Source organism: Clostridium nigeriense (assembly GCF_050585265.1).
GTDB lineage: Bacteria > Bacillota > Clostridia > Clostridiales > Clostridiaceae > Clostridium > Clostridium nigeriense_B.
The window spans coordinates 17,380-30,782 of record NZ_JBNOOE010000011.1 but is presented as its reverse complement, the minus strand read 5'-3'; the positions used below and the strand labels follow the sequence as shown (position 1 = coordinate 30,782).

Below are 13,403 nucleotides of genomic sequence, written 5' to 3'. Positions count from 1 at the left end.
TAAAATATGAATGGAAGAAAAGAGAAGTTGAATAAAAAAGATGAGTTTCAAGACATTAATCTTCCTTCAATACAGTTTAAGCAAAAGAAGATAAGGTCTATTCTTAAGAGTTTTATAAGATACATGATTCTTCTCTCTATTGCTATTATAATTGGAACATTAGTGTCTAGCATAATTATGAATATTAAATATAAGAAATTAGCAGATAAGATTAATAATAAGACAAATAGTGGAGATTTAAGCATACAGTATTCTAATTTAATTGATAAGGTTAGAGAGTCTATTGTAACTATAGGTGATAGTGAAGAGGCATTGAATCAAGAGAAATATATAGATGGAAATGTTACAGGTATAATTATTGAAAGTGATGGTAAGATATTAACTAGCTATTCAAAAATTAAAAATATGAAGGATATTTATGTTAAATTACCAATTATAGATTCAGAGACAATAAAGGGAGAGATTGTAGCTTTTAATGATGATATAGATATGGCCATAATTCAAATAATGTATGAAGAAGAGTTGATACCGATAAAGTTTGCTCAAGACTCTGAAAAAAAAGAAGGAGAGAGTATAGTACTTATTAGTAATTCAACAGGAGATGATTATATAGATAATATAATACCAGGAATTATAACATCTACAAATAGACAGCTCAATGTTGAAGGGAAAAATTATGATTTAATAGAGGTTAATACTCCTATTAATACAATTAATACAGGAGGCATAATAAGTAACTTAAATGGTGAACTTATTGGGGTTGCTAGTAAAAAAGTAACTGATGATATAGGAAATAACGGGGTTTATTATGCAGTGAATTTTAGCTCTTTAGAAAAAGTGGTGAATTCTACAAATGAAATAAAAGATATTCTAGGAGTGCTAGAGGGTGGATTTATAAGAGGTGAAAATACAGCAAATGTAGTTGGATTATATGTTTCTAGAATAAATCAAAATGGAAGTGCTTATAGATCTGGATTAAGGCCAACAGATATAATATTTGAAATTGATGGGCAAAAAATAAATGACATTAGTGAAATTCTTGAAATGCTTAAAAATAAGAAAAATGGAGATACTATTACTTGTAAGGTTATGAGGGATGGTGAAGTAAAAGAAATTCAAATAAAATTAGATAGTACTAAAAAATAGCAACCTTATATGAAGGGGCTATTTTTTTTAAAACCCTTTTCTTATTGTAAAAAACTAGTATAATAATAAATATGCAAACATTCATTAGGAGGGCGAGAAACTATGTTTTTAGTTGTAGGTCTAGGTAATCCGGGAAAAGAATATGATGGAACTAGACATAATATAGGATTTGAAGCTATAGACTGTATTTCGAAAAAGTATAATATAGATGTAAATAGGGCAAAATTTAAAGGTGTATTTGGGGAAGGTTTTATAAATGGATGTAAAGTTGTATTGTTAAAGCCTACTACTTATATGAATTTAAGTGGGGAAAGTATTAGAGAAGCCATTAATTTTTATAAATTAGAAAAAGAAGAAGTTATAGTAATATATGATGATATAAGTCTAGAAGTTGGAAAGCTTAGAATTAGAGAAAAAGGAAGTGCTGGTGGACATAATGGTATTAAAAGCATAATAGCTAATATGAGCACGGATGTTTTTCCAAGGATTAAAATTGGGGTAGGACAACCTAAAGGAGATTTAGTATCTCATGTTTTGGGTAAATTTAGCAAAGAAGAGGTACAAGATTTAAATGAAGTTATAGATGCTTCTGCTAAAGCTGTAGAAATAATAATAAAAGATGGAACAAAAGAGGCTATGAATGAATTAAATGGATTTAAGCTATCCAGAATTGAATAATAATAAGGACGGTGTATTTTAATGAGATTAAAGGGGGTATTGCAGCCCTTAAGGGATAACTCTACTTTTAATGAAATAATAGCTAGCATCAATAGTGATAAATATCCAATTAATATAAATGGATTATCAGACTCTGGTAAAAGTTACGGTATATTTGGAATTTATGAGAATTTAAATTCTCCTATGATTATAGTTACTTATAGCGATATGGAAGCTAAGAATATATATGAAGACTTAAGCTTTTATACTAATGATATTCACTACTTTCCAGCAAAGGAAGTAGTTTTTTATAACATAGATGCTATTTCAGGAGATTTGAGATGGGCAAGGTTAAAGGTAATAAGGGAGATTTTAAGTAATAATAATAAAATTATAGTTACTTCAATGGATTCTTTAACTTCAATTTATACTCCTAAAGAGCTATTTATGAAATATAACATAACATTAAGCGTTGATGATGAAGTAGATTTTAAAGACTTATCTAAAATGTTATTAGAGTGTGGATATGAGAGGGTTGAGTCAGTTGAAGGAAAAGGTGAATTCTCATTAAGAGGAGGAATATTAGATGTATTTCCACCTATATCAACGTATCCATATAGAATAGAACTTTTTGGAGATAGTATAGATTCTATAAGAACCTTTAATACTGAGTCACAAAGAAGTATTGAAAAGGTTGACAGCGTGGAGATATTCCCTGCTAAGGAAGTTATCTTAGATGAAGAGGCATTAAATAGAGGAAAAGAGAATATTTTAAAGGAACTTGAAGAAGTTAAAGCTAAGGGAAAATCTGATGAAGAAAGAATAGAAAAATTAGAGGCGATAGTAAAATCTAATATTGAATCTCTAACAGAAACTTCAACATTTGAAACAGTAGATAGTTATTTGTCTTACTTTTATGAAAAGCCAGATAGCTTTTTTGACTATGTAAAAAATTATATTTATATAGTTGATGATGTTAAGAAGTGCGAAGGTAAGCTTGAAAGTTGCTATTTTGAATTTGGTGAGAATTATGAATCTTTTCTACAAAGAGGTGGAATTCTACCATCACAAAGTAAACTTTTATTAGAAAAAGAAGACTTAATAGAAAAGTTGGAAATTCAGAAGGTTATTACTTTAGATGTATTTGCTACAAATAGTAAAATATTAAATCCACTAAATAAGTTTTCATTAAACGCAATTACTTTAAATAGTTATCAAGGGCAGTTGGATCTTTTGATAGAAGATATTCAAGAAAAGAAGTCCAAAGGATATAAGACTATAATTTTATCAGGTACAAGACCTAGAGGTGAAAGATTAGTTAATACTTTAAGAGATAGAGGAATTGAAAGTACTTATAGAGATGATATAAGTTCTATAGAATTTGGAGAAGTTGTAATTACTTTTGGTAACTTACTAAAGGGATTTGAATATCCAGATTTGAAGATTTGTGTAATTTCAGATAAAGATGTTTTTGGTGAGGCTAAGAGAAAAATATCTAAGAGAAAAACAAATAAAAAGGGTATAGGAAAAATAAAGAGCTTTGCAGAGCTTAAACTTGGAGATTATGTAGTTCATGCTAATCATGGAGTTGGTGTATATAAAGGAATAAAGCAAATTGAAGTAGGTGGACATAAAAGGGATTACCTAGATATAGTTTATGATAAAGGTGATAAGTTATATGTTCCTGTTGATCAATTGGATTTAGTACAAAAATATATCGGCTCTGAAGGGAAAACTCCTAAAGTAAATAAATTAGGAAGCAATGAATGGAATAAGGCTAAGGCTAAAGTTAAGAAATCAATAAATGAAATTGCAGAAGATCTAGTTAAACTTTATGCAACTAGAGCTACTTTAAAGGGATATAGATTTAATAAAGATACTGAGTGGCAAATGCAATTTGAAGATGAATTTCCATTTGAGGAAACACCTGACCAATTAACATCTCTTGAAGAAATAAAAAGTGATATGGAGTCGGATAAACCTATGGACAGACTTCTGTGTGGAGATGTCGGTTATGGAAAAACAGAAGTAGCAATTAGAGCAGCTTTTAAAGCAGTTATGGATGGAAAGCAAGTAGCTTTCTTAGTACCAACTACTATACTTGCAGAGCAGCATTATAAAAATATGCTTAAAAGATTTTCAGATTTTCCAGTGAAAATAGACATGATTAGTAGATTTAGAAGTGCTAAAGAGCAAAAAGCAACATTACAAGCAGTTAAAGAAGGAAATGTAGATATATTAATAGGGACTCATAGATTAGTTTCTAAAGATATAGTGTTTAAAGATTTAGGCTTATTAATTATAGATGAAGAGCAAAGATTTGGAGTTGCCCAAAAGGAAAAAATTAAAAATTTAAAGAAGAATGTTGATGTATTAACGTTAAGTGCTACTCCGATACCTAGAACTCTTCATATGTCCTTAACAGGAGCTAGAGACATTTCTGTAATAGAAACTCCACCGGAAGAAAGGTATCCTATTCAAACTTATGTAGTTGAGCAAAATGATCAATTGGTCAGAGACTCTATATTAAGGGAAGTAAATAGAGGTGGTCAGGTTTACTACGTATATAACAGAGTAGAAAGTATAGAGGCTATGGCAAAATACTTAGCTGATTTAGTTCCGGAATGTAAGGTTGGAATTATTCATGGACAAATGACTGAAAGACAATTAGAAAAAGAAATGGTAAGTTTCATGAATAAGGAATTTGATATTCTAGTATGTACTACCATAATAGAAACTGGAATAGATATTCCTAATGTTAATACAATGATTATTCATGATTCAGATAAAATGGGATTATCTCAGCTTTATCAATTAAGAGGTAGAGTTGGTAGATCTAATAGAATTGCTTATGCATATTTTATGTATACTAAAGATAAAGTTTTAACCGAGGTAGCAGAAAAGAGATTAAAGGCTTTAAAAGACTTCACAGAACTTGGATCAGGATTCAAGATAGCTATGAGGGATTTAGAAATTAGGGGAGCAGGGAATATGATGGGGTCAGCTCAACATGGACATATGGCTGCAATAGGATATGATCTGTACTGTAGAATGCTTGAAGATACAATTAAGATAATTAAAGGTGAAATAGAGAATGAACCTATAGAAACTACAGTAGACATCAAGGTAGATGCATATATCTCAGGTACGTATATAGAAGATGAAATTCAAAAGATTGAAGTTTATAAAAAAATTGCTGCAATAGAAAACTTAGATGACTATATGGATATTAAGGCTGAACTTGAAGATAGATATTCAGAAATTCCAGAACCTGTATACAATTTGATGGACATAGCTTATATTAAAAGTAGAGCTAAGATGATTTCAATTGAAGAAATTAAGGAAACTCCAAAGGAAATTAAGTTCATATTTGCGGATGGAGTTAAAAATTTAAATCATATTTACAAGTATCTATTAGAAAACTATAAAGATAAGGTATTCTTAATGTTTGGAGAGAAGCCATATTTTGCTGTTAGGCTTTCTGAAATTAAAAAAGAAGGAATTTTAGAGTTGTTTAAGGAAATTATGGATAAATTAGCAAAAAATATTAAAAGTTAATTTAAAAAATTGAATAACTGACACAATATTGATATACTATTTGTGTATAATTAAATGGGTTTAACAAATTAAATAGAAATGAGGGAACATCATTGGTTAAAATTAAAAGATTAATAGCTGCAAGTGCCTTAAGTATTTTTGCTCTTTCAGCAGTTGGATGTGAAATGATACAAAAGACACCAGAAGCTATAAAGAACACAGTTCTAGCAAAGGTAGGGGATGTTAAGATTACAAGAGGAGATGTAGATGAAATAGCAGATCCGTATTTGCAATCATATTATGGTGAGGATTATGATACAAATGAAGATGTAGCAGATCAAGTAAAAGAATTAAGAACTCAGGCTATCGACGTATTAGTAGAAGAAAAGGTTATGTATAAGAAAGCAGAGGAGCTTGGAGTACTTCCAACAGATGAAGAAGTACAGTCTGCAACACAAGAGTATATAGATAACTTGAAAGAAAGTTTAGGTGGAGAAGATGCCTTCAACACAGCTTTAGAAAATGCAAATTTAACTTTAGAAGATTATACTACACAATTAACTGAGAGTATGAGAAGTAATTTAATTAGTACTAATGTTACTAATGAAATATTTAAGGATGTAAGTGTTTCTGATGATGAAATACAAGCATATTATGATGAAAATATAGATAATTATAAGTCAGCAACAGTTTCTCATATTTTAATTAGTGATGAGGATACTGCTAAAGAAATAAGAGAAAGAGCTGCAAATGGAGAAGATTTTGCTGAATTAGCAAAGGAATATTCAGAAGATACTGGAACTAAGGAAAATGGTGGTAGTTTAGGAACAGTTACTTATAATACTACTCAATACGTTCAAGAATTTACAGATGCATTTAAGCAATTAAAGGATGGAGAAATATCAGAGCCTGTAAAGAGTGATTATGGATATCACATAATAAAAGTTACTGATTATAAAGAACAGACTTTAGATGAAGTAAAAGATACAATAAAGACTACATTAGAAAATGAAAAGAAAAATGAAATTTATACATCTTCTATAGAACAATGGAAGACTGATTATAATGTTAAAACATACGAAAATAGACTTTAGTCAAAAGTTAAGATAAAATATTATTAAAGAAATTCAGATAGTTCTGGATTTCTTTTTTTTACAATTTTATCTTAGTAAATGAGTTATTAGATTTTGAATTAAAAAAGTTATTAGTGTAATTTGTTATAAAATTTGGTTATATGGGTATAAAATTTCTAAGAAGTCAAATAATAATATTGCAACTAATTATTAATAAAGGAGGTAGCTCATAATAATGAAAGCAACAGGAATTGTTAGACGCATTGATGACTTAGGAAGAGTTGTAATACCAAAAGAAATAAGAAGAACTTTAAGGATTAGAGAAGGGGATCCATTAGAGATTTTCACTGATAGAGAAGGAGGAGTTATTTTAAAGAAATACTCCCCAATTGGAGAATTAACTGATTTTTCAAAGGAATATGCTGAAAGTTTACAACAAGCAATTGGACATATTATTTTGATAGCAGATAAAGATGCTTTTATATCAGTAAGTGGTGGACCTAAAAAGGATTATATCGAAAGAAAGGTTAGCCAAGAGTTGGAGAGAATAATGGAAGAAAGAAAAGCAGTATTAATAACTGATCAAAGTAAAACTATTCCATTACATAATGACGAGGAAGCAGGAAAATATGCTAGTCAAGTAATATCTCCAATTATTGCTGAAGGAGATGCCATAGGAGCAGTTATAATCTTATCTAAAGAATCAGGAGAAAAATTAGGAGAACTAGAATTAAAGTTATCTGAAACAGCTTCAGCTTTCTTAGGTAAACAAATGGAACAATAAAAAGAAATAATTAAATAAATATAAAGTTATCAATAAAAAGTAATAATACCTCTAAACTAAAAATAAAAATTATTAAAAGCAATTTAAAGTTTGGAGGTATTTTATGAAGAAACAGTCACTAATAAAAGCAAGCTTGATACTTGGAATAGCGGGAATAGTAGCAAGATTTTTAGGGTTATTCTTTAGATGGCCATTGATTATGCTTATAGGAGATGAAGGAGTAGGATATTATCAAATGTCATATCCTTTATATATGTTTTTCGTTGCCATGGCTTCAGGAGTTCCTGTAGCTATTTCAAAGATGATTTCAGAGAAGAAGGCAAAGGGTGATATAGAAGGCATATTTGTTATACTAAAGGAATCTACAATATTAATGATGTTTTTAGGAGTCGGTACAAGCATTATATTATTTATATTTGCAAAGCCTATAATACAGTTTGTTCAATGGGATATGAAATCTTATTATGCCTTATTGGGTATATCCTTTGCGCCTTTTATAATATCTATTATGACTATATATAGAGGATTCTTCCAAGGACTTCAGAATATGACTCCTTCAGGAATTTCGCAGATTTTAGAACAAATAGGAAGAGTGATAATAGGAGTTGGACTTGCTATATTGCTATTGCCAAAGGGTATAGAGTATGCAGCAGGAGGAGCGGCCTTTGGAGCAGCAGCGGGAGGTGTAATAGGAGCAAGTTACTTACATGAAAAATATAAAAAAGTTAAAAAGGAAATGTGGAATAAGAAAGTAAAAAGTAATCCAGAAGTATTATCGGCCATATTAAAAATTGCCTTACCAATTTCCTTAGGAACGACAGTAGGAACTATAATGAGTTTAATAGATTCTATATTAGTGCCACAAAAGTTATTGCAAGCTGGTTTATCCTCAGAAGGTGCAACTATTTTGTATGCTCAATTAACAGGAAAGGCAAATGTAATTACAAATATACCATTAACTTTGTCTATGGCTCTTTGCACCTCTTTAATACCAATAATAGCAGAAAATTATATTATGAGAAAAAGAGGAGAACTTGAGTCAAAAGTTCAGTTATCTATGAAAATGTCCATGCTTATAGCTATGCCTTGCACATTAGGACTATATTTTCTTGCAGGGCCTATAATGAAAGTAATATTTCCCGGGAAATATGAAGGAATATTAATTTTAAAATATTTATCAATATCTATTCCTTTTATTATAATAACTCAAACAACAACATCAATTATGCAAGGAATTGGTCACTACATAAGGCCAATTATTAATTTATTTATAGGTTGCATAGTAAAGATTATATTAACTTTTATTCTGGTACCAATGCCTGATATCAATATTTATGGTGCAGTTATAGCTAGTATTTCAGCTTATTTAGTTGCAACTATATTAAACTTAATTTCCTTAAAAAGTAAGCTTAATTTAAAATTAAATGTATATAAATCTTTTATCAAACCTAGTATTGCAGCAATAATTATGATTATTGGTGTATTAATTTCTTATATTTTCGTATTTAATAATACAGGTAGCAACACTTCTTCTTGCTTAATAGCTATATTTTTGGGTATTATTATATATGTAATGTTAATATTAATACTTAGAATATTCAGTATAGATGAAATTAAAAATAAAATAGTGAAAAATTAATAAGTGAGGAGAGAACCTAATGATAAAAATAATAGGTTTAGGACCAGGGGCTCCAGAATCTTTAACTATTGGAGCTGTTAGGGCTTTAGAAGAAGGTAAAAATATATATTTTAGAACTGAAAAGCACCCTACTGTAGATTATTTAAGAGAAAAAATAAAAGAGTTTAAAACATATGATCATTATTACGAGGTTTCTGAAAATTTTGATGAAGTTTATGATAGCATAGCTAGAGATGTAGTAAGTAGTTATAAAACTTGTAATGAAATAGTATATGCAGTTCCAGGACATCCTTTGGTGGCGGAAAAATCAGTATTTAATCTTATTAATTTATGCGATAATGAGGGAATTAAATATGAAATAGTTCCAGCTGTAAGCTTTATAGATGCTATGATGGATGTACTAAAGATAGATCCTATTGAAGGATTGAAGGTTATAGATGCATTTGATATAAATAATCAAGTTTTAGATAAGAGAATAGGAACTATAATAACTCAAGTATATAATCCATTAATAGCTTCGGAAGTTAAGCTTAGATTACTTGATTATTATAATGATGATACTGAAATATATTTTGTAAGAGCTGCTGGTATAGCAGGGGAAGAATCGATTAGAAAAATACCTATATATGAACTTGACATGCAAGAAGATATAGATTATCTAACCTCTATTTATATTCCTAAAGACATGAATAATAAAAAAGACTTTAATGATTTAGTTGAGATAATAGATAGGCTAAGAGGGGAAGATGGATGTCCTTGGGATATGGAGCAAAGTCATGAAAGTATAAAAAATCAACTTTTAGAAGAGGCTTATGAGGTAGTTGATAGCATAAATAATGATGATATAGACGGAATGATTGAAGAACTTGGAGATGTATTATTACATATAATATTTCATGCATCAATAGGTAAAGATGATGGATACTTTAATATCTATGATGTAATAGGTTCTATATGCAATAAAATGATTTATAGACATCCACATGTGTTTGGAAATATAGATGTTTCAAATAGTGATGAAGTTATTGATAACTGGGAAGAACTTAAAAAGAAAGAAAAACACTTTGAAACTATAACAGATGAAATGAATGCTGTAGCAAAGGCTTTACCAGCATTAATTAGGGCTCATAAGGTTCAAAAGAAGGCGGCTAAAGTTGGATTTGATTGGGATAAGGTAGAAGAAGCTGCTTTAAAGGTGGAAGAAGAATTAAAAGAGGTATTAGATGTATATAAATCCAATAATAAGGAAAAAATAAAAGATGAAGTAGGTGACTTAATCTTTGCTTGTGTCAATGTAGCAAGGCTGTTAGGTATAGATGAAGAAGAGGCGTTAAATTCTACTATCAAAAAATTTATAAATAGGTTCTCTTTTATCGAAGAAGAGGCTATAAAAAATAATAAGAATTTAACTGAAATGACATTAGAAGAGATGGATGAAATATGGGATAAAGCAAAAAATAAAGAATTTGATAAAAACAAGAAGGATTTATAAATTTTTTGAAGAATAATATATATTGGTTTATACTATACTATAAATACTTATTGTAATAAATAGCGTTTATAACAAAAAATTCATAATGTTGTAGACTAGTAGAAAAAGACGATATATAATAAGAGAATGTAGTTATAGTACATATTAACAGAAATAGTTAACTACTAAAATATATACGGGTTATTTAAGGAGGATGTAATTGTGAATAAAGCAGAATTAATCACTAGCATGTCAGAAAAAAGTAAATTAACTAAGAAGGATGCTGAATTAGCATTAAAAGCATTCATTGAAAGCGTTGAAGAAGCTTTAGAAAAAGGTGAAAAAGTTCAATTAGTTGGATTCGGTACTTTCGAGACTAGAGAAAGAGCTGCAAGAGAAGGAAGAAATCCAAGAACTAAAGAAACAATAAACATTCCAGCTTCAACTGTTCCAGTATTCAAGGCAGGAAAAGAATTTAAAGAAAAAGTTAATAAGTAGCATATTAAGAACCCGAGTTTACTCGGGTTCTTTTAATAAAAATTAGTTTTAAGGAGAGTAAAGATGAGGTTAGACAAATATCTTAAGGTTTCTAGAATTATTAAGAGAAGGACAGTAGCTAAAGAGGTTTGTGAGGGACAAAGGGTTTCTATAAATGGAAAAGTAGCTAAGCCTTCAACTGTTATAAAAGAAGGAGACATAATTGAAATTCAATTTGCAAACAGATCTTTAAAAGCTAGAATTATAAATATAGCTGAACATGTTAAAAAAGAAAATGCAAAAGAAATGTATGAGATACTAGAAGGAGAAGAAGATAAAGAATAAATATAATTTCTCTTTCATATATTTTTATAAAGAATATGTGGAGGAGATAAGATGGAAAAGAAAATTGAGAATAGGCTCGAAGAGCCGAGGGGTAATATAATTTTAGAAAATAGAAAAAAACTAATTCTTACTGGGGTAGAAGAAGTTATAAGTTTTGATGATGAGAAAATTTTATTAAATACAAAGTTAGGATTTTTGACTATTAAGGGTTCAGAATTAAAAATGAATAAGCTAGACGTTCAAAATGGTGACGTTATAATAGTCGGAAACATATCTTCAATAATATATAGTAGTAAAGAAGTGAAAAAAGAAAAAGAAAGTATAATTTCTAAGTTATTTAAGTAGGTTTATATGCCATTATCTTTAGATGTTCAATTTGACATAGTAATATATTCTATTCTTTCAGGGATATTAGCGGGTATATTATTTGACCTATATAACATAATGAGGGGAGTAAAAATACCTAAAATAATAATTATTCTAGAGGATATATTATTTTGGATTCTTACTGCCATTATAGTATTTACTTTTTTACTATATATGAACTACGCTTTTTTGGGCCCCTATGTATATATTTTTATGATATTAACTCTAATTCTTTATTTAAAGCTTATAAGCCCTACGGTTTTGAAAATAGAGACATATATAATTAGCAAATTAGGAAAGTTTATTAGGATATTAATAAAGAATTTAATTTATCCTATAAGAATAATATATTACGGTATTTCTGGTAAAAAATGATGTAAAAATTAGGAACATAAAAAAATATCTTGAATAAAATATATATAGTGTTTAAAATATATTATATAGTATATTTAAAGAGGGTGAGAGCAATTAAAAAGCAATTAACTCTTAAAAGATTGATTATAGTTTTTATTTTTGCGGTTTTTGTTGTTAATTATATTAAACAGGAAATTACAATTAGAAGAATTCAAGAAGATATTGTTAATAGTCAAGAAGAATTACAAGAGCTTAAGGATAAAAATGGTGAATTAGAATCTGACCTTAAAAAGGCAACAGAATCTAATGAATATCTTGAGAAACTTGCAAGAGAAAGACTAGGTATGATAAAAGACGGAGAGAAAGTTGTAAATTCCCAAGAGCAAAATTAAAGAATATGTTTTAAAACTATTTAAAAGAGGTTATTATTATAATAACATATATTATTTAATTTTTAAGGAGGAATCTTTGTAACATGACCTTGATGGCAGGAAACATATTAGAAGGTACAGTAGTTAATATAACTAGTTTTGGAGCTTTCGTAGAAATAGAAGGAAAGACAGGACTGGTTCACATTTCAGAAGTGGCAGATTCATTTGTTAAGGATATTAGACAACATCTTAATGAGCAAGATAAGGTTAAGGTGAAGGTAATATCAATTGACGATAATGGAAAAATAAGCTTGTCAATAAAGCAAGCAAATGTACAAAAAAAATCAGTTAAACCAGTAGAAATAGATTGGACTTCAGAAAGTAAGAAAACTGGTATGAATACAGGAAATTTCGAAGATATAATGTCAAGGTTCTTAAAAGATAGTGAAGAAAGAATGCAAGATGTTAAAAAGAAACAAGATTTTAAATCTAAGGGCTCCAGAAGAAACTATTAATAAGTAATAATCGACATCATATAAATTTAATATATAAATCTATATAAAAGGCTAATTTCACCTATGAAGTTAGCCTTTTATAATTTAACTTTAAAAGATTTATTTTCATAATTGAATATTGTTAAATAAAAAAATATAAAAAATATGTTGACACTAAATAAAACATAATATATAATTAATTTTGTCGCTGAGGGGCGACAGAAAATATGCTGAAGTGGCGGAACAGGCAGACGCACAGGACTTAAAATCCTGCGGTAGCGATACCGTACCGGTTCGATTCCGGTCTTCAGCACCAAGCTAAATTCAACTTAATTATCGCGGGGTGGAGCAGTTGGCAGCTCGTCGGGCTCATAACCCGAAGGTCGTAGGTTCAAGTCCTGCCCCCGCAACCAAAAATGGCGGAATAGCTCAGCTGGCTAGAGCACTCGGTTCATACCCGAGGTGTCGTAGGTTCAAGTCCTATTTCCGCTACCATATACGCTGAAGTGGCGGAACAGGCAGACGCACAGGACTTAAAATCCTGCGGTAGCGATACCGTACCGGTTCGATTCCGGTCTTCAGCACCAAGTTGAATTTAGCTTATAATATCGCGGGGTGGAGCAGTTGGCAGCTCGTCGGGCTCATAACCCGAAGGTCGTAGGTTCAAGTCCTGCCCCCGCAACCAAAAA

13 protein-coding genes and 5 tRNA genes are annotated in these 13,403 nt (G+C 29.6%); all 18 read left to right on the top strand.

Annotated features, from left to right (window positions below; genetic code table 11):
- Positions 1 to 6 precede the first annotated feature (6 nt).
- The 18 genes from ACQPVP_RS11160 to ACQPVP_RS11075 all read left to right on the top strand — a co-directional run bounded on the left by ACQPVP_RS11160 (position 7) and on the right by ACQPVP_RS11075 (position 13,399).
- The gene (locus ACQPVP_RS11160) at positions 7 to 1,146 is read left to right on the top strand and encodes a S1C family serine protease (RefSeq protein WP_430849945.1); all 1,140 of its coding nucleotides are present in this window, start codon (positions 7 to 9) and stop codon (positions 1,144 to 1,146) included.
- Between the two features lie 102 nt (positions 1,147 to 1,248).
- Entirely contained in the window at positions 1,249 to 1,824 is a 576-nt protein-coding gene (pth, locus tag ACQPVP_RS11155; RefSeq protein WP_430849943.1) for an aminoacyl-tRNA hydrolase, read from the top strand.
- Positions 1,825 to 1,845: 21 nt separating this feature from the next.
- Entirely contained in the window at positions 1,846 to 5,361 is a 3,516-nt protein-coding gene (mfd, locus tag ACQPVP_RS11150) for a transcription-repair coupling factor (protein ID WP_430849941.1), read from the top strand.
- A gap of 92 nt (positions 5,362 to 5,453) precedes the next feature.
- Positions 5,454 to 6,434, top strand: a complete 981-nt coding sequence (locus tag ACQPVP_RS11145) for a peptidylprolyl isomerase (RefSeq protein WP_430849939.1) — start codon at positions 5,454 to 5,456, stop codon at positions 6,432 to 6,434.
- A gap of 214 nt (positions 6,435 to 6,648) precedes the next feature.
- Positions 6,649 to 7,197, top strand: coding sequence for a stage V sporulation protein T (gene spoVT, locus ACQPVP_RS11140; protein WP_430849937.1), 549 nt, complete (start codon positions 6,649 to 6,651; stop codon positions 7,195 to 7,197).
- 103 nt (positions 7,198 to 7,300) lie between these two features.
- The gene (locus ACQPVP_RS11135) at positions 7,301 to 8,836 is read left to right on the top strand and encodes a putative polysaccharide biosynthesis protein (RefSeq protein WP_430849935.1); all 1,536 of its coding nucleotides are present in this window, start codon (positions 7,301 to 7,303) and stop codon (positions 8,834 to 8,836) included.
- A 19-nt stretch (positions 8,837 to 8,855) separates the two neighbouring features.
- Positions 8,856 to 10,328 (top strand): nucleoside triphosphate pyrophosphohydrolase, encoded by a 1,473-nt coding sequence (gene mazG, locus ACQPVP_RS11130; RefSeq protein WP_430849933.1) that lies wholly within the window; start codon positions 8,856 to 8,858, stop codon positions 10,326 to 10,328.
- Between the two features lie 201 nt (positions 10,329 to 10,529).
- Complete coding sequence (locus ACQPVP_RS11125) at positions 10,530 to 10,805, top strand: HU family DNA-binding protein (RefSeq protein ID WP_016206851.1); 276 nt, start codon at positions 10,530 to 10,532, stop codon at positions 10,803 to 10,805.
- Between the two features lie 63 nt (positions 10,806 to 10,868).
- Positions 10,869 to 11,129 carry an RNA-binding S4 domain-containing protein gene (locus tag ACQPVP_RS11120; protein ID WP_430849931.1) on the top strand — a complete coding sequence of 87 codons (261 nt, stop codon included), beginning with the start codon at positions 10,869 to 10,871 and terminating at the stop codon, positions 11,127 to 11,129.
- 51 nt (positions 11,130 to 11,180) lie between these two features.
- Positions 11,181 to 11,474 carry a sporulation protein YabP gene (gene yabP, locus ACQPVP_RS11115; protein ID WP_430849929.1) on the top strand — a complete coding sequence of 98 codons (294 nt, stop codon included), beginning with the start codon at positions 11,181 to 11,183 and terminating at the stop codon, positions 11,472 to 11,474.
- A gap of 6 nt (positions 11,475 to 11,480) precedes the next feature.
- Entirely contained in the window at positions 11,481 to 11,870 is a 390-nt protein-coding gene (gene yabQ, locus ACQPVP_RS11110; RefSeq protein WP_430849927.1) for a spore cortex biosynthesis protein YabQ, read from the top strand.
- 83 nt (positions 11,871 to 11,953) lie between these two features.
- Positions 11,954 to 12,241 carry an FtsB family cell division protein gene (locus tag ACQPVP_RS11105; protein WP_430849925.1) on the top strand — a complete coding sequence of 96 codons (288 nt, stop codon included), beginning with the start codon at positions 11,954 to 11,956 and terminating at the stop codon, positions 12,239 to 12,241.
- Between the two features lie 83 nt (positions 12,242 to 12,324).
- The gene (locus tag ACQPVP_RS11100) at positions 12,325 to 12,735 is read left to right on the top strand and encodes a S1 domain-containing RNA-binding protein (protein WP_430849923.1); all 411 of its coding nucleotides are present in this window, start codon (positions 12,325 to 12,327) and stop codon (positions 12,733 to 12,735) included.
- Positions 12,736 to 12,943: 208 nt separating this feature from the next.
- Positions 12,944 to 13,030, top strand: a tRNA-Leu gene (locus ACQPVP_RS11095).
- Positions 13,031 to 13,051: 21 nt separating this feature from the next.
- Positions 13,052 to 13,127: transfer RNA gene (locus tag ACQPVP_RS11090), tRNA-Met, on the top strand.
- A 5-nt stretch (positions 13,128 to 13,132) separates the two neighbouring features.
- Positions 13,133 to 13,209 (top strand) — tRNA-Met (locus tag ACQPVP_RS11085).
- A 5-nt stretch (positions 13,210 to 13,214) separates the two neighbouring features.
- Positions 13,215 to 13,301, top strand: a tRNA-Leu gene (locus ACQPVP_RS11080).
- A 22-nt stretch (positions 13,302 to 13,323) separates the two neighbouring features.
- Positions 13,324 to 13,399 (top strand) — tRNA-Met (locus ACQPVP_RS11075).
- The last annotated feature ends 4 nt before the right edge of the window (positions 13,400 to 13,403 follow it).

Bases quoted from the DNA above. Each gene is read 5' to 3' on its own strand.
- mazG (WP_430849933.1), top strand. From the start codon at position 8,856: ATGATAAAAATAATAGGTTTAGGACCAGGGGCTCCAGAATCTTTAACT.
- pth (WP_430849943.1), top strand. From the start codon at position 1,249: ATGTTTTTAGTTGTAGGTCTAGGTAATCCGGGAAAAGAATATGATGGA.
- ACQPVP_RS11100 (WP_430849923.1), top strand. From the start codon at position 12,325: ATGACCTTGATGGCAGGAAACATATTAGAAGGTACAGTAGTTAATATA.
- ACQPVP_RS11120 (WP_430849931.1), top strand. From the start codon at position 10,869: ATGAGGTTAGACAAATATCTTAAGGTTTCTAGAATTATTAAGAGAAGG.
- yabQ (WP_430849927.1), top strand. From the start codon at position 11,481: ATGCCATTATCTTTAGATGTTCAATTTGACATAGTAATATATTCTATT.
- mfd (WP_430849941.1), top strand. From the start codon at position 1,846: ATGAGATTAAAGGGGGTATTGCAGCCCTTAAGGGATAACTCTACTTTT.
- yabP (WP_430849929.1), top strand. From the start codon at position 11,181: ATGGAAAAGAAAATTGAGAATAGGCTCGAAGAGCCGAGGGGTAATATA.
- spoVT (WP_430849937.1), top strand. From the start codon at position 6,649: ATGAAAGCAACAGGAATTGTTAGACGCATTGATGACTTAGGAAGAGTT.
- ACQPVP_RS11160 (WP_430849945.1), top strand. From the start codon at position 7: ATGAATGGAAGAAAAGAGAAGTTGAATAAAAAAGATGAGTTTCAAGAC.
- ACQPVP_RS11135 (WP_430849935.1), top strand. From the start codon at position 7,301: ATGAAGAAACAGTCACTAATAAAAGCAAGCTTGATACTTGGAATAGCG.